This window comes from Acidovorax sp. sif1233 (assembly GCF_019218755.1).
In the GTDB taxonomy this organism is placed as follows: domain Bacteria; phylum Pseudomonadota; class Gammaproteobacteria; order Burkholderiales; family Burkholderiaceae_C; genus Acidovorax.
Genome location: NZ_JAHUWZ010000001.1, coordinates 1,331,223 through 1,348,759 on the forward strand (window position 1 = coordinate 1,331,223; position 17,537 = coordinate 1,348,759).

Here is a 17,537-nt window from a genome sequence, read left to right on the forward strand (position 1 = left end):
GCTTCGTGCGTGCCAGTTTCATCGGCATGCCGGGAATGTGTCCCACAGGGTTGCTGAAATGACCAGGTGCCCCGCGCTGCTGATCGCCGCCCCGGCCTCCGGGCAGGGCAAGACCACCGTCACCGCCGCCCTGGCGCGCCTGCATGCGCGCCAGGGGCGGCGGGTGCGGGTGTTCAAGTGCGGCCCGGATTTTCTGGACCCGCACTGGCACCAGCTGGCCAGCGGAGCGCCGGTGCACCAGCTCGACCTGTGGATGAACGGCGAGGCGGACTGTGCCCAGCGCCTGCACGACGCCGCCCGGACGTCGGACCTGGTCCTGATCGAAGGCGTGATGGGGCTGTTTGACGGCACCCCCAGCGCGGCCGATCTGGCGCGGCACTTCGGCGTGCCGGTGCTGGCCGTGGTCGATGCCTCGGCCATGGCGGGCACCTTTGGCGCGCTGGCCTATGGCCTTCGCCACTACCGGCCGGGCCTGCCCTGGGCCGGTGTGCTGGCCAACCGCGTGGGCAGTGCCCGCCATGCCGACATGCTGCAGGGTGGCTTGCACGACGCCGACGACTGGATGGGAGCGCTGATGCGGGTGCAGTCTGGCACTGCGCCCGCTGCGGGCAAGGCCGGTGCGGCGCTGCTGCCCGAACGCCACCTGGGTCTGGTCGCGGCGCATGAGCTGCCCGACAGTCTGCAGCGGCTGGACGCCGCCGCCGATGCCCTGGCGGCGACGCCCCTGGGCCAGATGACGCTGGAGGACCTGCAGCGCTGGGCCGTGGACTCTCCGGCCCCCGCGATGGTTGCGGCCGTGCCGCCCCTGCTGGCGGGCCGCACTGTGGCCGTGGGGCGCGACGCCGCGTTCTGTTTCATCTACGCCGCCAATGTGCAATGCCTTGAACAGATGGGCGCGCGCGTGGTGTTCTTCTCGCCGCTGCACGATACCGCGCTGCCCGACTGCGATGCCGTGTGGCTGCCCGGCGGCTACCCCGAGCTGCACACCGCTCAGATAGCGGCCAACACCGGCATGCAGGCCAGCCTGCGCGCCCATGGGGCCGCGGGCAAACCCCTGTGGGCCGAGTGCGGCGGCATGATGGCGCTGTTTGAATCCATCACGCTGGCCGACGGCAGCACGGCCCCGCTGTGGGGCCTGCTGCCCGGCCGAGTGACCATGCAAAAACGCCTGGCGGCGCTCGGGCCGCAGCAACTGGCGGTGGCGGGGCACGCCCTGCGCGGCCACACCTTCCACTACTCGACCAGCGACAGCAGCGCCCCCGTGGTGGCCCGCACGGCCCGCCCCCATGAAGCAGCGGTTGCGCCGGATGCGGGCGAGGCGCTGTACCAGCAGGGCAGCCTCCACGCCAGCTACTTTCATGCGTGGTTCCCGTCCAGCCCCGAGGCGACGGCGTATCTGCTTGGAGGCGTCTCTGAATGACTGCCACCCCGCACCTCATCGCCACCGAGCTCATTCTGGGCGGCCAGAAAAGCGGCAAGTCGCGCCGCGCCGAGTTGCTGGCGCGCGACTGGCTGGCGCAGTCCAGCGACCACCGCGCCGTGCTCATCGCCACGGGGCAAGCCTGGGACGACGAGATGCGCGAGCGCATCGCCCGCCACCAGCGGGACCGCGCCGAGCGCGTGCCGGGTCTGCAGACGGTGGAAGAGCCGCACGATGTGGCCGCTGCCGTGGTGTTGCACAGCACGCCGCAGACCCTGGTGGTGGTGGACTGCCTCACGCTGTGGCTCACCCACTGGACCATGCCCATGGGCTGCGAAGACATGGATTTGAAGCAAAAACAGGCTCTGTCGCTTGATTGGAAAGCGCAAGAAGCTATGTTTTTGATAGCAATTCGGAAATCCCCCGGCCCCGTTGTTCTGGTGGGCAACGAAATTGGCCTGGGGGTCATCCCGATGGGGCGCGAGGTGCGCGCCTTCGTGGATGCGCTGGGCACGCTGAACCAGCAGGTGGCCCAGGCGTGCCCCCGCGTCACGTTGATGGCCGCCGGGCTGCCCCTCACTTTGAAAGAACCTCGCTGATGAAACCCACCCCCGTGCGCCGCATCCTGTGGGTGATCGCCATCCTGTTGCTGCTGGGCCTGCTCATGGCCGGGCTGGCGCGGGCGCAGCCTGTGCAGATCACCGACGACAAGGGCCGCAAGATCGCGTTGCCCCGCCCGCCCGAGCGCATCGTGAGCCTGCTGCCCTCGCTGACCGAAAGCGTGTGCGAGCTGGAGCAGTGCCACCGGCTCGTGGGGGTGGACCGCTATTCCAACTGGCCCGAGGCCGTGGTCGGCAAGCTGCCCAAGATGGGCGGCGGCATAGATCCCAGCATCGAGGCCATCGTGGCGCTCAAGCCGGACCTGGTGCTCATGTCCGTCAGCTCGCGCGCCAGCGACCGGCTGGAGGCACTGGGCCTCACCGTCGTGCAGCTGGAGCCCAAGACCCATGCCGACGTGCGCCGCGTGCTGGGCACCGTGAGCGACCTGCTGGGCGTGCCCCGCGCGCAAGGCTCAGACCGCCTCTGGCGCGTGATCGATGCGGGTGTGCTGGCGGCGGCGCAGTCCCTGCCACCCAAGGCGAAGAATGCGCGCGTGTACTTCGAGGTGAGCCGGGGGCCCTATGCGGCGGGCGAGGCGTCGTTCATCGGCGAGTCGCTCACCCGGCTGGGGGTGCGCAACGTGGTGCCTGCGTCGCTCGGTCCGTTCCCGCGCCTGAACCCCGAGTTCGTCGTGCGCGCCAACCCCGACATCATCATGATCGGCAACCGCAGCATGCAGGCCATGGTGCCGTACCCCGGCTGGGCCAGCATGCGTGCCATCCGCGACAACCGGCTGTGCGTGTTTGGCCCCGGTGATTCGGATGTGGTGGTGCGACCTGGCCCGCGCATGGCCGAGGCCGCGCGCATCATGGCCCGCTGTCTGGTGGAGAAAGCTCCATGACCAGCCTTGCCATGGATTTGCCAACAGGTTCCGCCAGCCGCCGCGCGGCATGGTGTGCCGCCTGGCTGCTGCTGGCCAGTGTTGTGCTGGCCGTGTGTGGCGCCAGCGTGGGCAGCACGGGTTTTGACAGCGTGCTGCGCATGCACGGCGACCCCGTCGCCTGGCAGATCGTGTGGGACATCCGCCTGCCGCGCACGCTGGGCGCGTGGCTGGCGGGCGCGCTGCTGGGCCTGTCGGGTGCTGTGGCGCAGGGGCTGTTTCGCAACCCATTGGCCGACCCGTACCTGCTGGGCAGCGCCTCGGGCGCCGCGCTGGGCGGGGCGGTGGCGATGGCGCTGTTCGGTGTGTCGCCGGTGGCGGCGCAGTGGATGGCCCGCATCGGCATCACGGGCATGGCTTTCCTGGGCGCGGCGGGGGCGGTGGTGCTCACGCTGCTGTTGGCCAAAGGCGTGCAGCACACGCTGCGCCTGCTGCTGGCGGGGGTGATCGTGGGCGTGGTGCTGGGCGCGCTGCGCGACCTGGTGGAGCTGGCCTCGCCCGACATCCTGCAGGCCATGCAGGCGTTCACGCTGGGCAGCACCGCCTTTGTGGGCTGGATGGCCTGCGTGCTCATGGCCGTGGCCTGGGGGCTGTGCTCGGTGGTCGCCTGGATGCTGGCGCGCGCGCTCGACGGCCTCACGCTGGGCGAGGCCACGGCGGCCAGCCTGGGCCTGCCGCTCATGCCCATGCGCGTCGGGCTGGTGGCCGCCATGGCGCTGGCCACGGGCACGGCCGTGGCGCAAACGGGGCTCATCGCGTTTGTGGGGTTGGCCGCGCCGCACTTGGTGCGTTCCATCGTGCGCGTGACACACGAACGGCACATCGTGCTCTCCAGCCTGATGGGCGCGGTGCTGCTCATGGCGGCCGACATCCTGGCGCGCTGGCTGCTGGCGCCGCAGGAGCTGCCCGTGGGCGTGCTCACGGCGGCGCTGGGCGGCACCTACCTGCTGTGGCTCATGCACCGGCGCACCTCGCAAGGAGGCGCGCTATGAAATCAATAGCTATCAGTGCAAATGGAATAAGCGCCAGCATCGGGAATCGCTCGATATTGCAGGGCATTGACCTGCAATTGCCCGCCGGGCGCTGGACGAGCATCGTCGGCCCCAACGGCGCGGGCAAGTCCACCTTGCTCAAGGTGCTGGCGGGCCTGCTGCCACGTGCTGCGGTGCAGGGCGAAGTATTGCTGCTGGGCCGCCCACTCGCGCAGATCCCCGCACGCGAACGTGCCCGCCAGCTCGCCTGGCTGGGCCAGAACGAAGGCTCGGCCGACGACCTCACGAGCTACGACGTGGCCATGCTGGGCCGCCTGCCGCACCAGGCCTGGCTGGCGCCGCCGAGTGCTGCCGACCACGCGGCGGTCGAGCAGGCGCTGCGCACCACGCAGGCCTGGGACTGGCGCCACCGCCCGCTGGCGCAGCTGTCGGGCGGCGAGCGCCAGCGCGTGCTGCTGGCCCGCGCCCTGGCCGTGCAGGCGCAGGTGCTGCTGATGGATGAACCCCTGGCCAACCTCGACCCTCCCCACCAGACGGACTGGCTGCACACCATGCGCGCGCTGGTCGATGCGGGCGGCACGGTGGTCAGCGTGCTGCACGAGGTGTCGCTCGCGCTGCAGGCCGACGACATGGTGGTGATGGCACAGGGCCGCGTGCTGCACCAGGGCGCCTGCGATGCGCCCGATACCCACGCCGCGCTGGAGAGCGTGTTTGACCACCGCATCCATGTGCGGCATCTGGATGGCATGTGGATGGCGCTGCCCTCCCTGCAACGCAAGAACAACAACCAAGGAATGAAGGAAGTGAAAGCATGAACATCGAATCGGGCTTTTCGCAGGTCGCGCAGTCGCTGCTGTGGCCGGTGCTGGTGCTGGTGGGGCTGGCGTTTGTCTACGCGCTGTGGTCGGGCGGCGCCACGCTGATGGAAGCCTGGCAGCGCTGGCGCCAGCCGCAGTACCGCTCGCTGCGGGTGGCCCCTGGCCTGTCGATGGAAGAGCTGGAGCTGCAACTGGTGCGCCAGGTGGAGCCTGTGCGCCTGCTCAGCCGCCTGTCGCCCATGCTGGGGCTGATCGCCACGATGATCCCGCTGGGCCCCGCGCTGCAGAGCGTGGCGGCGGGCAACGGCCAGCAGGCGCTGGCGGTGTTCAGCGGCGCCTTTGCAGGCGTGGTGCTGGCGCTGGCCGCCGCGTCGGTGGGCCTGGTGGTGTACTCGGTGCGCCGCCGCTGGCTGCTGGCCGAACTGCTGGTGGTGCGCAAGGAGCGCGGGGTGGCGCAATGACCTTGAAGCACCTGAATGTGCTGGCCGAGGACGACGACGATCCGATGCTGTCGGCCGTGAACCTGGTGGACGTGTTCCTGGTGCTCGTGGTGGCGCTGCTCACGGCCGTGGCCGTGCAGACCCAGACCAGCGCCAACGAGAGCGTCACCATCATCCGCAACCCCGGCCAGCCCGACATGGAAGTGGTGGTGCGCGAGCAGGGCAAGGAGGTGCGCTTCAAGGGCGCGGGCAGCGCGGCGCAAGGGCAGGGCGTGCGCGCGGGCGTGGCCTACCAACTCGAAGACGGCAACATCGTCTACATCCCTGAAACGGGCGCTGCTCCTGCCGGCGCTTCGGCCGGTGGCGCGGGTGGCGCCGCCACGCCGGCACCCGCCAAGCCATGAAGGCGCTGATCCTGCGCGCGGCACTCTGGTGCCTGCTGCTGGCTGCGCCGCTGGCGCATGCCGTGCAGGCGGACAAGGCCCAGGGCGCAGCGGGCGCCAACAAGGCCGCACCCGTTCTGCTGTGGCTCACCTCCGACATCACCACGGCCACGCGCACGGCCATGGTGCAGCGCCTGGCCACCGAGGCAGGCCTGGGCTTTGCGCACATCGACTACCCGCTCGCCGGGCCGGCGGTGCTCGACGCAGCACAGGCCCGGACGCTGGAGCGCGCGCTGGCGGGCGCTGCGCTGGTGTGGGTGGATGCGCCGCATGCCAGCGTGGAGGCACGCCTGCGCCGCATGGCGGGGGCGCAGCTCGATGGCCGTGCCACACGTTCCCCCGGCCGCGTGGTGTGGGTGCCTGCGGGCGCCCCCGCCGCCGACTTGACCGCGCTCGATGCGCCCGCCCGCATGGTGGCCTACCTGCAGGCCGGTGGCCCGCGCAACCTGAAGAGCGCCATCGCCCTGGCGCGTGCCACCGTGGCGGGTGCTGCCATGCCCGCCTTGCCCGCGCCCGACATTCTGCCCCCCCGTGGCATCTACCACCCCGACGCGCCCCGGCTGCTGCCCAACGCCATGGCGCTCGAGGCATGGCGCCAGGGCCAGCCCGCGCTGCGCGGCCTGCCGGCGGTGGCCGTGCTGGTGCACCGCCACCATTTTGTCGATGGCAGCACCGAATGGCTCGATGCCTGGTTGCGCACCTTCCGCCAGCAAGGCCTGTTCGCCTATGCGGCGTTCGGCCAGCAGGTCACGGCGCAGACCCTGGCCGACGTGCTGGAGCTGCCCTCCGAGAGCGGCACCGGCCCCGGCCGCCTGCATGCCTCCGCCCTGGTGCTGCACCAGCTCGTGCCCCAGGCCGCCGCGCTGCAGCCGCTGCTGGCCCGCTGGGGCGCACCCTTGCTGGGCACGCAGCCCTACCGCGCGGGCGATGCCGCCGCGTGGGAGGCCAGCGACACGGGCCTGTCGCTGTCCGATGTGCCGTTCTACCTGGCGCAGCCTGAGGCGGCGGGTGCCATCGACCCGGTCCTGGTCGCCGCCCACGGCGCCGAGGGGCAAGACTTTCGCCTCATCGAGCGCCAGGCCCAGGCCGTGGCCGCCAAGGCACGGCGCCTGATCGCGCTGCAGACCAAACCGGCAGCAGACAAGCGCCTGGTGGCCATGGTCTACAACTACCCGCCGGGCGGCACCAACTTCGGCGCCTCGTTCCTCAACGTGCCGCGCAGCCTGGAGCAGGTCTCTGGCGGCTTGGCCCAGGCGGGCTACCGCACGCAGCAGGTGCCCGAACAGGGCTGGATCGACGGGCTCAAGCCGCTGCTGGCCGCCTATTACCCCGGCGCCGATGTGCGCGCGCTGCTGCAAAACGGCCAGGCCGCCGCGCTGCCACTGGCGCGCTATGAGCAGCACCTGGCCACGCTGCCGAAGGCCGTGCGCGAGCGCATGAACGCGCACTGGGGCCCGCCCGAAAAGAGCCGCTACGTGGTCGAGTGGCAGGGCGAAAAAGTGTTCGCCATCCCACGCCTGCAGGTGGGCCAGCTGGCCGTGCTGCCCCAGCCCCCGCGTGAGGAAACCCTGCGCCTGGGCCAGAACCCCTTCATGCACAAGAGCAAGGCGCCGCTGTCGCACCATTACCTGGCGGTGTACCTGTGGGCGCAGCTGGAGGCCGATGCGCTCATCCACTTCGGCACGCACGGCACGCAGGAATGGGCCGGTGGCAAGGCGCGTGCGCTGGATGTGCACGACGACGCGCTGCTGCCACTCGGTGACCTGCCCGTGGTCTACCCCTACATCGTGGACAACCTCGGCGAGGCCCTCACGGCCAAGCGCCGGGGCCGCGCCGTGCTGGTAAGCCACCGCACGCCCGTGTTCGCGCCTGCAGGCTTCGAGGCGCGCATGGCCCACATGCACGAGGTGATGCACGAATGGGAAACCGTGGACGAAGGCCCCACGCGCCGCGCGCTCGAAAAGCAGCTGGTGGCGCAGTTTGTGGAGCACCAGCTGCACCGCGACCTGGGCTGGAGCGCCGAGCGCATCGCGGCCGACTTCAGCGGCTTCCTGGAAATCCTGCACCCCTACCTGGACCAGCTCGCACAAAGCTCGCAGCCCAAGGGCCTGGCCGTGTTCGGCCGCGTGCCCGCGCCCGAGCAGCGGCGCGAGACCATCCTGCAGGCGCTGCGCAAGCCGCTGATCGAGGCGCTGGGCGAGGACATCGATGAGGCCTTTCTCATCAAGCACGACGCGGTGCTGGCTGCACGCCCCGCGCGCTGGCTGGAAGTGGCGCTGACCGACGCGCAGGCCGCCAGCGTGCTGGACCTGCGCCCCGTGCTGCCAGCGCAGGCTGCAACGCCGGGTGCGGCGGGTGCATCCGACGTGGTGCGCGCCGAAGACCATGTGCCCAACCGCGCCGCGCGCAAGCCCATCGACACGCCCGCGCTGCTGCAGCTGGCGCAGCGCGCACAGGAGCTGGAGCGCCTGCTGGCCACCGAAGGCGAGATGCCCGGCCTGCTCGCAGGGCTGGAGGGCCGTTTCCTCACCGCTGCGTACGGTGGCGATCCGATCCGCAACCCCGAGAGCCTGCCCACGGGCCGCAACCTCACGGGGCTGGACCCGAGCCGCCTGCCCACGCGCCAGGCTTATGCCGTGGCGCAGACGCTGTTCAACGACTGGTTCAAGGACTACCAGGCGCGCCATGGCGGCCAGGTGCCGCAGCGCATGGCGTTGTCGCTGTGGGCGGGCGAAACACTGCGCCACCAGGGGATCATGGAAGCGCAGGCCCTCGTGGCGTTGGGCATGCGCCCGGTGTGGGACGACGCGGGCCGCCCGGTGCGTGTGGAGACCATTGCCGCAGAAGAACTCAAACGCCCGCGCGTCGATGTGCTCATGAGCATCACCGGCTCGTACCGCGACCAGTTCCCCGCGCTGATGGCGCTCCTCGACCGCGCCGTGGCCCAGGCCGCGACGGCCGAGCCCGGCAATGTGATTGCGCGCAACACCGAGCAGATCGGCAAGGAGCTGCGCAAGCAGGGTGTGCCCCGCGCGCAGGCCGAGCAACTGGCGCGCGTGCGCTCGTTCGGCAACGCGGTGGGCGACTATGGCACCGGCCTGTCCGACGCGGTGCAGAGCGACGGCCTGCAAACCAACGATGCGCGCCTGGGCCAGATGTTCCTCGAACGCATGAGCCAGCCCTATCTGGAGGGCGAACCGGTGACGGGGGTTGCGGGCGGCACGGCCGCGAAGGCGCTGGGGGCCCACCTGCGCCGTACCGACGCCGCCATCCTGTCGCGCAGCTCGAACCTGTACGCCATGGTCAGCTCGGACGACCCGTTCCAGTACCTGGGCGGCCTGTCGGCCGCAGCCCGTGTGGCCGGCCGGTCGCAGGGGCTGGAGCTGCACGTGGCCCAGCTGCAGGATGTGAGCGAGCCCACCACCGAAACCGCGCAGCGCGCCATTGCGCTGGAGATGCAGTCGCGCTACCTGCACCCGGGCTGGCTCCAGGCGCAGAAGGCCGAGGGCTATTCGGGCACGCTGCAGGTGCTCAAGGCCGTGCAGTTCGCCTGGGGCTGGCAGGCCGTGGCGCCCGACACGGTACGCAGCGACCATTGGCAGAGTTTCTATGACGTGCTGGTGCGCGACAAGCACCAGCTGGGCCTGCCTGAATGGCTGAAGGAGCATCCGCAGGCCTATGCCCAGTCGCTGGAGCGCCTGGTGCAGGCGCAGCGCCAGGGATATTGGCAGGCCGATGCCGCCACGCAAAAGCAACTCGCGCAGATGTACCAGGAGCTGACGCGTGCCGCACCGCTGGCGGCCGAGCTGCCCAGCGTGCGCCGCTGGGTGGAGCAGGCCGCGCAGGGTGCGCCAGCGGCGGAATCCGCGCCCGCAGGCATGGCCGTGGCCACGCCGCAGTCGCCTGCCGCGCCGGCGCCGCGGCCCGTGCCGCCTGCTGCCGACCTGCCTGCGCCACCCGCCCAGGCAGAAGCCCCGCCCGCCGCACCCACCGTGCCCGCCATGGGCGTGCTGCTGGAGCGCCAGCCCGAGCGCGATGCCCCCGACACCGCCCAAGAACCCAGCCCCGTGGAGCGCATGGCCGGCATCGTGGCCCTGCTGGTCATGGCCCTGGTGGTGCTGGCGGGCGCTGCGTGGCAGGCGCGCCGTCCGTTCTCACTGTCCGCCGCGCCCGGCCTGGCCCGCGCGTGAATCGACCCTTCTTGAAAGCACCCCCACCATGCAGATCGAAACCCCACCCACCGAGAAGCGCTATGAAAAGCCCGAGGGCGAGCGCCGCGGCATCGTCATCGTCAACACCGGCGACGGCAAGGGCAAAAGCACGGCGGCCTTTGGCCTGGCGCTGCGCGCCCACGGCCGGGGCAAGGCCGTGAAGATCTTCCAGTTCATGAAGGTGCCCACCGCGCGCTTCGGCGAGCACCGCATGTTCGAGCAGCTCGGCCTGCCCATCGAGGGCCTGGGCGACGGCTTCAGCTGGAAGAGCAAGGACCTGGAGCACTCGGCCCAGCTGGCGCGCGACGGCTGGGAGAAGGCGCGCGCCGCCATCCTGTCGGGTGAGCACTTCCTGGTGGTGCTCGATGAGATCACCTACCCGCTGATCTACGGCTGGCTCCCGCTGGAGGGTGTGCTGCAGACGCTGCGCGAGCGGCCCAAGGAGGTGCATGTGTGCCTCACCGGCCGCCGCTGCCCGCCCGAGATCATCGAGCTGGCCGACACGGTGACCGAGATGCAGATGGTCAAGCACGCGTTCAAGGCGGGCATTCCCGCACAGCGCGGCATCGAGGACTGAGCACGTTCAAAGTCGCTTCGCGTCAATAATGCAACTTGGTTGCGTTATGCTTTCGCCCTTCCGCTTTCCCAAGGTCCTGTTCCATGCGCGTTTCCCTGACTTCCATTTCCCTGTGCCTCTGGTCTTTTGGCATGCAGTCACCGGCTGCGGCCGAGTCAGCCACCCTGTTGCCGGTGGAGGTGACGGCGCCGCGTGAGACGGCCGGCAGCACGCTGGGGCTCGACCTGCCTGGCACCACCGGCTCGCGCCTGGGCCTCACCGCACGCGAGACGCCCGCCAGCGTGAGCAGCCTGGGCGCGGCCGACATCGCCGAGCGCAGCCTGACCCGCGCGCAGGACGTGGCCGTGCGCATGCCCGGCATCACCGAGGCGCCGGCCCCCGGCAACGGCGGCACCAGCCTGGTGGCGCGCGGCTTTGCGGGCCACAGCTCGGTGGCGCAGATGGTGGACGGCACGCGCCTCATCGTGGCCTCGGGCACCATCACCTACCCGTTCTCGACCTGGCCCATGGAGTCGGTCGAGGTGCTGCGCGGCCCGGCCTCGGTGCTCTATGGTGACGGGGCGATCGGCGCGGCCGTGAACTACGTGACCAAGCGCCCGGTCTTCGGAACGCCGCAGCGCGAGGCGTTCCTGAGCGTGGGTTCGTTCGGCAGCGTGCAGGGCGGCGTGGGCCTGCGCGGCCCCATCAACGATGTGCTGGCCTACTCGGTCTACCTCGATGCCGAAAAGAGCGACGGCTACCGCCAGTTCATGGACACGCAGCGCCACAACTACGCGCTGGCCCTGGCCGTGCGCGCCAGCCCCGACCTGAATGTGACCCTGTCGCTGGACGGTGGCGTGAACGACGATGCGCGCTACTTCGGCACCCCGCTGCGCAATGGCGTGCTCGACGAGCGCCTGCGCCGCACCAATTTCAACGTGGCCGACTCGGTGGTCCAGTACGACGACCGCATCTGGCGCGCCAAGGTCGACTGGCAGGCCGCCGCCGGCGTGCGCCTGCGCAACGAGACCTACCACCTGACCACCGACCGCCACTGGCGCAATGCCGAGGCCTATGCCTTCAACGCCGCCGGCACGGCCGTGAACCGCAGCGACTACCTGGAGATCCTGCACGACCAGCAGCAGACCGGCAACCGCCTCGACACCGCGTTCGACGGCCACCTCGGCGGCATGAAGAACCGCTTCATCGTGGGCCTGGACTGGTACCGCACCAGGCTGCTGCACACCAACAACTCCCCGTACGGCGGCGCGAGCACGGTGGACCCGTTCAATTTCGCCCCGGGCGGCTTCATCAGCCCCGTGCCCACCCTCCCGGGCCGCGCGTCCGAACTCCAGACCACCGCGCTGTTCGCTGAGAACGCGCTCGACCTCACCAAGGAATGGAAGCTCGTGGCCGGCCTGCGCAGCGACCGCATGGAGCTTGACACCACCGACCTGCGCACGGGCGTGAACCTGGTCAAGAAGTATTCGCCCGTCACCGGCCGCCTGGGCGCCGTGTGGTCGCCCAGCGAGGCGCTGTCGCTCTACGGCCAGTTCGGCACCGGCACCGACCCGCTGTCCGGCGCGCTGTCGCTGCCGGGCGGCGGCAACACCTTCGACCTCACCAAGGGCCGCCAGGTCGAGGTCGGCGCCAAGGGCGCGGTGCCCGCCGTGCGCGGGGAGTGGACCGTGGCGCTGTACAAGATCGAAAAACGCAACCTGCTGTCACGCGACGCTGGCAACCCCAACCTCTCGCAGCAGGTGGGCCAGCAGTCCTCCACCGGCATCGAGCTGGCCTTCGCGGCCGAGCCCGTGCGCGGCTGGACCATCGACGCCAATGCCGCCTTGCTGCGTGTGCGCTACGACGCATTCAAGGAACTGGTCTCCGGCGCCCTGGTCTCGCGCGATGGCAACACGCCCACCGGCGTGCCCGAGCGCACCGCCAGCATCTGGACCACCTACCGCTTCCTGCCGCAGTGGCAGGCGGGTTTTGGCGCGCGCTACGTGGGTGCGCGCCAGGGCAACACCGCCAACACCACGCAACTGCCGTCGTATGTGGTGCTGGATGCCTCGCTGGCCTACGACCATTCGCGCAACCTCAAGCTCGGCCTGGCCGTGAAGAACCTGGCCGACCGCGACTATGCGCTGGCCGGCACGGCCAACGCGCGCTGGCTGCTGGGTGCGCCGCGCACCGTGCAGCTGACCGCGCGCGCAACGTTCTGATCGCGGCGAACCGGGCAAGGCGCGGCGCATGCTGAAGAAGCTCGTCATCTTCGTGCACAAGTGGCTGGGCGTGGTGCTGGCGCTGTTCTTCCTCATGTGGTTCGTGAGCGGGGTGGTGCTGTACTTCGTGCCGTTCCCCAGCCTCACGGCGGCGGAGCGGCTGGCCGCCTTGCCCGCCCTGACGCTGGAAGGCCCGGGATGCTGCCTTGCGGCGCAGGATGCCGCCCAGCGCGCGGGACTGCGGCCTGCGGTGGGCGGCGAGGCGCGCCTGGGCATGCTGGGCGATGCGCCGGTGTGGCGCCTGCTGGCCACGGAAGACGCGGTGCCGGCACGCGCCGTGGCGCGTGCGCCGCAGCCCGATGCCAGGCCGCGCTGGCGCACCGTGGACGCGCGCAGCGGGACGCTGCTCGCGCCGCTGTCGCCGGACGCGGCCGCCCGGGTGGCCGAGGCCTTCAGCGGCCGCCGCGCCACGGGCACCGAGTGGGTCGAGCGCGACCAGTGGACGGTGCCGCAGGGCCTGGATGTGCACCGTCCCCTCATCAAGGTGCTGCTGGACGGCGATGACGGACTGCAGCTGTACGTCTCGCCCGGCGCGGCCGAGGTGGTGCGCGACACGCGCCGCGCCGAACGCTTCTGGAACTGGGTGGGCGCCGTGCCGCACTGGATCTACCCCACCGTGCTGCGGCAGTTCCCCAGGGCCTGGCACCACGTGGTGGTGTGGCTTTCCATCCCCGGGGTGCTGCTGGCCGCCACGGGCATCGTGCTCGGCGTCTGGCAGCTGTTCCTGAACCGCCAGCGGTGGATTCCGTACCGCAGGTTCTGGATGCGCTGGCACCACATCCTGGGCCTGGTGGCCGCGGTGTTCACGCTCACCTGGATGTTCTCGGGGTTGATGTCGATGAACCCGTTTGGCGTGTTCGGCGGCGCGGCCGTGGGGCCCCAGGCGCGGGCGCAGTGGGCCGGTGAGCCCGCCCCGCTCAGCCGGGGGCCACGGGATGCGGTGGTGCTGGCGGCGGCGCAGGGCATGGTCGTGCAGGAGCTGGATCTGCTGCGCATCGCGGGCCAGGCCTGGTACCGGGTGCGTGGCCGGGAATCCGCGGGCATTCCTTCACAATGGCTGGTGCGGGCGGATGGTCCGTCTGCCACCATGGCGCGGGCACTGCCCGACGCCATGCTGCGCGCGCGGCTGCAGATGCTGCGCCCCGAAGCACCGGCACCTGCCGTGGAGAAGATGGAGCACTACGACGACCTTTACTATGCGCGGCGCCAGGACGGCGCTGCCCTGCACACGCGGCCGCTGCCGGTGTGGCGCGCGCGCTGGGCCGATGACGGGGTGGCGGTGTATGCCGACCCGGCGTCGGGCCGCATCGTGCTGCGCACCGACGCGGGCACGGCGTGGCAGCGCGTGCTGTACCACGGCCTGCACAGCCTGGATTTCGCGCCGCTGCTCGCGCGCCCTGTGCTGCGCACCTGGCTGATCGTCGAGCTTTCGCTGCTGGGTGTCGCGCTGTGTGCCACTTCGTGCGTGATCGCGTGGCGGGTGCTGGTGCCACGGCGGCGCGCCGCCCGCGCCCAGGGGCCGGCCCGCGATGCGGGAGGCGCATGGACGGCGTAGTCGCGGGGCTGGTTCCCGGCGCGGGCTGGGCCGCATGGCGCGTGCTCGTGTGGGTACCCGCGCTGGCCCTGGTGATCGACTGGTGGCTGGGCGAGCCGCCCGCGGCCTGGCACCCCGTGGTGTGGATGGGCAAGGCGCTGCAGCGCGGGGGCGAGCGGCTGGCCCCCACGGTGCCCGTGGCGCAGGATTGGAGATGTTTTTGGCTTGCAGCGCTTGTCTGGTGTGCGCTGGCAGCTATTGTTTTGATAGTTTCCGCGGTGTTGCAGCATGCGGCGTTCGCACTGCATGAACTGCTTGCCGCGGCCGTGCTGGCCTTTCTGCTCAAGCCCTTGCTCGCCTGGCGCATGCTGCGCGACGAGGTGCTGGCGGTGGAGGTGGCGCTGGGCCAGTCGCTGCCCGAAGGGCGCGCGCGCCTGTCGCGGCTGGTGAGCCGGGACGTGAGCGCCCTGAGCGCTGTCGAGGTGCGTGAATCGGCCATCGAATCGCTGGCCGAGAACCTCAACGATTCGGTGGTGGCGCCCCTGTTCTGGTTCGTGCTGCTGGGCCTGCCCGGTGCCGCGCTGTACCGCTTTGCCAACACGGCCGATGCCATGTGGGGCTACCCCGGCATGCGCGGGGGACGCTACTGGCAGTGGGCGGGCAAATGGGCCGCGCATGCCGATGATGTCCTGTCGTGGCTGCCGGCGCGCATCACCGCCTTGCTGCTGGTGGCCGGCGCACGCGGCATGCGGCTGCGCACGCTGGCGCGCCAGGCCCGCAAGACGCCTTCGCCCAACAGCGGCTGGCCGATGGCGGCCATGGCGCTGGCGCTCGGGGTGCGGCTGGCCAAGCCCGGCGTGTACACGCTGCATGGCGCGGGCCGCGCGGCCGGTCCGCTGGATACGCGGCGCGCGGCGCGCCTGGGCGGCAACGCGGTGCTGGCGCTGGTTCCGCTGCTGGCGGCCGCCCAGTTGCTGCTGGTGATGGTGTGCACGGCATGAGCGGGCCCCTGCGCTGGAGCGCGGCCGCCCCCGAGCACGGCGGGCCGGATGCGATGGGCGCCGCGCTCCATGACTTCTCCACCAACAGCAATGCCTGCGGGCCATGCCCGGGGGCGCTGCATGCCGTGCGGGCGGCCGATGCCACCCGCTACCCCGACCCGGCCTACACCGCCCTGCGCGAGGGCCTGGGGGCATTCCACGGCGTGGCCCCCCGGCGCATCGTGCTGGCGGGCGGCGCCAGCGAGTTCATCCACCGCATCACTGCGCTGGCCGTGCAGAAGGGCTGCGTGCAGGTCGCGTTGCCCGCGCACAGCTATGGCGACTACGCCCAGGCCGCGCAGGCGCGGGGCCTGGCACTGGCGCGCGCAGGCGAAGCGGGCGCGGGCCTGGCGGGCTTGGCGGGCTTGCAATGGGCCTGCGACCCTTCCAGTCCCCTGGGCCGGCCAGACCCTGCCGCGCATGTTTGGCATGCGCCGGCCGATGGCGGCGTCCCCGGCGTCCTGCGCGTGCTCGACTGCGCCTATGCGCCGCTGCGGCTGGAGGGCCCGGGCGCCTGGACCGGCCGGCCCGCCACCACCCCGGCCCATTGCTGGCAGGTGTGGACGCCGAACAAGGCACTGGGCCTCACCGGCGTGCGTGCGGCCTATGCCGTGGCGCCCGCGGGTGCCGAAGGGCAGGTGGACACACTGGTTGCGCTGGCTCCCTCGTGGCCGCTGGGCGCGCACGGCGTGGCCCTGCTGCAGGCCTGGCTGGACCCCGCCGTGCAGCAGTGGGTGGTGGGCAGCCTTGCCACCCTGCGCGACTGGAAAGCGCGCCAGCTGGCGCTGTGCGCGGGCCTGGGCTGGGCGGTGCGGGCGGGCAGCCAGGCCAACTACTTCTGCGCCCGGCCTGACGGCGGGCCCGATCCCCAGTCCCTGGCCGAACGGCTGGCCGGGCTGCGCGGCCAGGGCATCAAGCTGCGCGACTGCACCTCGTTCGGCCTGCCGGGCCATGTGCGGCTGGGGGTGCTGCCGCCAGCGTCGCAACAGGCTTTGCTGCAGGCATGGGGGCGCTGATCCCGCGCCGCGCGGGCGCTACCATGCCGGATTCATCCATGCATCTTCCTCTCCCTATCTCTTCAGGAGGCCCGGCCCCCGTGCGAACCATCACCGTCACCCGCTACGTCACGCCGCTGCGTGAAGGCGGATCCATGCCCGCCGTGGTCGAAGGCGACGACCTCGGGCTGTACGTGCTCAAGTTCCGGGGGGCGGGGCAGGGCGTGCGCGCCCTCCTGGCCGAGCTCATTTCCGGGGGCCTGGCGCGGGCCCTGGGCTTGCCCGTGCCCGAGATCGTGCTCGCCCAGCTGGACACGGGCCTGGCCCAGACCGAGCCCGACCCCGAAATCCAGGACCTGGTGCGCGCCAGCGGCGGTCTCAACGTGGGGCTCGACTACCTGTCGGGCGCGCTCAACTTCGACCCCGCGGTGGACGAGGTGTCCGAGGACTTCGCCTCGCGCCTGGTCTGGTTCGATGCCCTGGTGGCCAATGTGGACCGCACGGCGCGCAACACCAACCTGCTCGTGTGGCACCGCAAGCCCTGGCTCATCGACCATGGCGCCTCGCTCACCTTCCACCATGCGTGGAATGGCGCGGTGGCGCAGCCCGCCAGGCCTTTCGCGCCGATTGCCGACCATGTGCTGCTGCACCGCGCCACGGCCATCGGCGAGGTGGACGGCGAACTGGCGGCGCTGCTCACGCGCGAGGTGCTCACGGGCATCCTGGCGGATGTGCCCGATGAATTCCTGGCCTTGGCCGGCGCCGAGCATGCCGAGGGCCCGCTGTCGGCCCCGGCCAGCCATCGCCAGGCCTATGTGGACCATTTCGCGGCGCGCATCGCGGGGCGCGAGGCCTGGGTGAAGGGGGCCATCGATGCACGCGGCTGAGGTGTACGACTACGCCATCGTGCGTGTGGTGCCGCGCGTGGAGCGCGAAGAGTTCATCAACGCGGGCGTGATCCTCTCGTGCCAGCGCAGCGGCTTCCTGCAGGCCGCCATCGCGCTCGACGAGGCGCGCCTGCTGGCCATCGACCCGCGGGCCGACATCGACACCGTGCGCCGCCACCTGGCGGCCATCGTGGCCATTTGCGCCGGGGACGAGGGCTGCGGGCCGATTGCGCGGCTGCCCTACCGCTCGCGCTTTCACTGGCTCACCGCCAGGCGCAGCGCCGTCATCCAGACATCGCCCGTGCACACCGGCCGCTGCACCGACGCGGCGGCGGCGCTCGACCACATCATGGACCGCATGGTGAGGCCCCTGCCTTGA

Annotated in this window: 15 protein-coding genes; all 15 read left to right on the plus strand. The window is 71.3% G+C overall.

Going from position 1 to position 17,537, the window contains the following annotated elements; genetic code table 11:
- Nucleotides 1-58 precede the first annotated feature (58 nt).
- The 15 genes from KW843_RS06080 to KW843_RS06150 all read left to right on the plus strand — a co-directional run bounded on the left by KW843_RS06080 (nucleotide 59) and on the right by KW843_RS06150 (nucleotide 17,537).
- The gene (locus tag KW843_RS06080; protein ID WP_218294157.1) at nucleotides 59-1,420 is read left to right on the plus strand and encodes a cobyrinate a,c-diamide synthase; all 1,362 of its coding nucleotides are present in this window, start codon (nucleotides 59-61) and stop codon (nucleotides 1,418-1,420) included.
- Entirely contained in the window at nucleotides 1,417-2,019 is a 603-nt protein-coding gene (locus tag KW843_RS06085; protein ID WP_218294158.1) for a bifunctional adenosylcobinamide kinase/adenosylcobinamide-phosphate guanylyltransferase, read from the plus strand. The genes KW843_RS06080 and KW843_RS06085 overlap by 4 nt, the downstream gene beginning before the upstream one ends.
- Nucleotides 2,019-2,921 carry an ABC transporter substrate-binding protein gene (locus tag KW843_RS06090; protein ID WP_218294159.1) on the plus strand — a complete coding sequence of 301 codons (903 nt, stop codon included), beginning with the start codon at nucleotides 2,019-2,021 and terminating at the stop codon, nucleotides 2,919-2,921. The genes KW843_RS06085 and KW843_RS06090 overlap by 1 nt, the downstream gene beginning before the upstream one ends.
- A complete protein-coding gene (locus KW843_RS06095; protein ID WP_218294160.1) occupies nucleotides 2,918-3,952 on the plus strand; it encodes an iron ABC transporter permease in 1,035 nt (344 codons plus the stop codon). Before KW843_RS06090 ends, KW843_RS06095 begins: the two co-directional genes overlap by 4 nt.
- Complete coding sequence (locus tag KW843_RS06100; RefSeq protein WP_218294161.1) at nucleotides 3,949-4,767, plus strand: ABC transporter ATP-binding protein; 819 nt, start codon at nucleotides 3,949-3,951, stop codon at nucleotides 4,765-4,767. Before KW843_RS06095 ends, KW843_RS06100 begins: the two co-directional genes overlap by 4 nt.
- Nucleotides 4,764-5,231: a hypothetical protein gene (locus KW843_RS06105; protein ID WP_008906167.1), complete on the plus strand. Its 468-nt coding sequence runs from the start codon at nucleotides 4,764-4,766 to the stop codon at nucleotides 5,229-5,231. The genes KW843_RS06100 and KW843_RS06105 overlap by 4 nt, the downstream gene beginning before the upstream one ends.
- Nucleotides 5,228-5,614, plus strand: coding sequence for a DUF2149 domain-containing protein (locus KW843_RS06110; RefSeq protein WP_218294162.1), 387 nt, complete (start codon nucleotides 5,228-5,230; stop codon nucleotides 5,612-5,614). The genes KW843_RS06105 and KW843_RS06110 overlap by 4 nt, the downstream gene beginning before the upstream one ends.
- Nucleotides 5,611-9,843 carry a cobaltochelatase subunit CobN gene (cobN, locus tag KW843_RS06115; protein WP_218294163.1) on the plus strand — a complete coding sequence of 1,411 codons (4,233 nt, stop codon included), beginning with the start codon at nucleotides 5,611-5,613 and terminating at the stop codon, nucleotides 9,841-9,843. Before KW843_RS06110 ends, cobN begins: the two co-directional genes overlap by 4 nt.
- 28 nt (nucleotides 9,844-9,871) lie before the next feature.
- Entirely contained in the window at nucleotides 9,872-10,441 is a 570-nt protein-coding gene (gene cobO, locus KW843_RS06120; protein WP_218294164.1) for a cob(I)yrinic acid a,c-diamide adenosyltransferase, read from the plus strand.
- 83 nt (nucleotides 10,442-10,524) lie between these two features.
- A complete protein-coding gene (locus KW843_RS06125) occupies nucleotides 10,525-12,642 on the plus strand; it encodes a TonB-dependent siderophore receptor (RefSeq protein ID WP_218294165.1) in 2,118 nt (705 codons plus the stop codon).
- 28 nt (nucleotides 12,643-12,670) lie between these two features.
- Nucleotides 12,671-14,257 carry a PepSY-associated TM helix domain-containing protein gene (locus KW843_RS06130; protein WP_218294166.1) on the plus strand — a complete coding sequence of 529 codons (1,587 nt, stop codon included), beginning with the start codon at nucleotides 12,671-12,673 and terminating at the stop codon, nucleotides 14,255-14,257.
- On the plus strand, nucleotides 14,245-15,237 hold the full coding sequence (gene cbiB / locus KW843_RS06135; protein WP_218294167.1) for an adenosylcobinamide-phosphate synthase CbiB: 993 nt from the start codon (nucleotides 14,245-14,247) through the stop codon (nucleotides 15,235-15,237). The genes KW843_RS06130 and cbiB overlap by 13 nt, the downstream gene beginning before the upstream one ends.
- Complete coding sequence (locus KW843_RS06140) at nucleotides 15,234-16,292, plus strand: aminotransferase class I/II-fold pyridoxal phosphate-dependent enzyme (RefSeq protein WP_255594562.1); 1,059 nt, start codon at nucleotides 15,234-15,236, stop codon at nucleotides 16,290-16,292. Before cbiB ends, KW843_RS06140 begins: the two co-directional genes overlap by 4 nt.
- Nucleotides 16,293-16,372: 80 nt before the next feature.
- On the plus strand, nucleotides 16,373-17,158 hold the full coding sequence (locus KW843_RS06145) for a HipA family kinase (RefSeq protein ID WP_218294168.1): 786 nt from the start codon (nucleotides 16,373-16,375) through the stop codon (nucleotides 17,156-17,158).
- Complete coding sequence (locus KW843_RS06150; protein ID WP_218294169.1) at nucleotides 17,145-17,537, plus strand: DUF3037 domain-containing protein; 393 nt, start codon at nucleotides 17,145-17,147, stop codon at nucleotides 17,535-17,537. The genes KW843_RS06145 and KW843_RS06150 overlap by 14 nt, the downstream gene beginning before the upstream one ends.

What these genes read in the sequence shown, in the direction of transcription:
- cobO (WP_218294164.1), top strand. Translation starts at nt 9,872, where the DNA reads ATGCAGATCGAAACCCCACCCACCGAGAAGCGCTATGAAAAGCCCGAG.
- KW843_RS06140 (WP_255594562.1), top strand. Translation starts at nt 15,234, where the DNA reads ATGAGCGGGCCCCTGCGCTGGAGCGCGGCCGCCCCCGAGCACGGCGGG.
- KW843_RS06150 (WP_218294169.1), top strand. Translation starts at nt 17,145, where the DNA reads ATGCACGCGGCTGAGGTGTACGACTACGCCATCGTGCGTGTGGTGCCG.
- KW843_RS06090 (WP_218294159.1), top strand. Translation starts at nt 2,019, where the DNA reads ATGAAACCCACCCCCGTGCGCCGCATCCTGTGGGTGATCGCCATCCTG.
- KW843_RS06100 (WP_218294161.1), top strand. Translation starts at nt 3,949, where the DNA reads ATGAAATCAATAGCTATCAGTGCAAATGGAATAAGCGCCAGCATCGGG.
- KW843_RS06130 (WP_218294166.1), top strand. Translation starts at nt 12,671, where the DNA reads ATGCTGAAGAAGCTCGTCATCTTCGTGCACAAGTGGCTGGGCGTGGTG.
- KW843_RS06125 (WP_218294165.1), top strand. Translation starts at nt 10,525, where the DNA reads ATGCGCGTTTCCCTGACTTCCATTTCCCTGTGCCTCTGGTCTTTTGGC.
- KW843_RS06110 (WP_218294162.1), top strand. Translation starts at nt 5,228, where the DNA reads ATGACCTTGAAGCACCTGAATGTGCTGGCCGAGGACGACGACGATCCG.
- KW843_RS06080 (WP_218294157.1), top strand. Translation starts at nt 59, where the DNA reads ATGACCAGGTGCCCCGCGCTGCTGATCGCCGCCCCGGCCTCCGGGCAG.
- cbiB (WP_218294167.1), top strand. Translation starts at nt 14,245, where the DNA reads ATGGACGGCGTAGTCGCGGGGCTGGTTCCCGGCGCGGGCTGGGCCGCA.
- KW843_RS06085 (WP_218294158.1), top strand. Translation starts at nt 1,417, where the DNA reads ATGACTGCCACCCCGCACCTCATCGCCACCGAGCTCATTCTGGGCGGC.
- KW843_RS06095 (WP_218294160.1), top strand. Translation starts at nt 2,918, where the DNA reads ATGACCAGCCTTGCCATGGATTTGCCAACAGGTTCCGCCAGCCGCCGC.
- KW843_RS06105 (WP_008906167.1), top strand. Translation starts at nt 4,764, where the DNA reads ATGAACATCGAATCGGGCTTTTCGCAGGTCGCGCAGTCGCTGCTGTGG.
- cobN (WP_218294163.1), top strand. Translation starts at nt 5,611, where the DNA reads ATGAAGGCGCTGATCCTGCGCGCGGCACTCTGGTGCCTGCTGCTGGCT.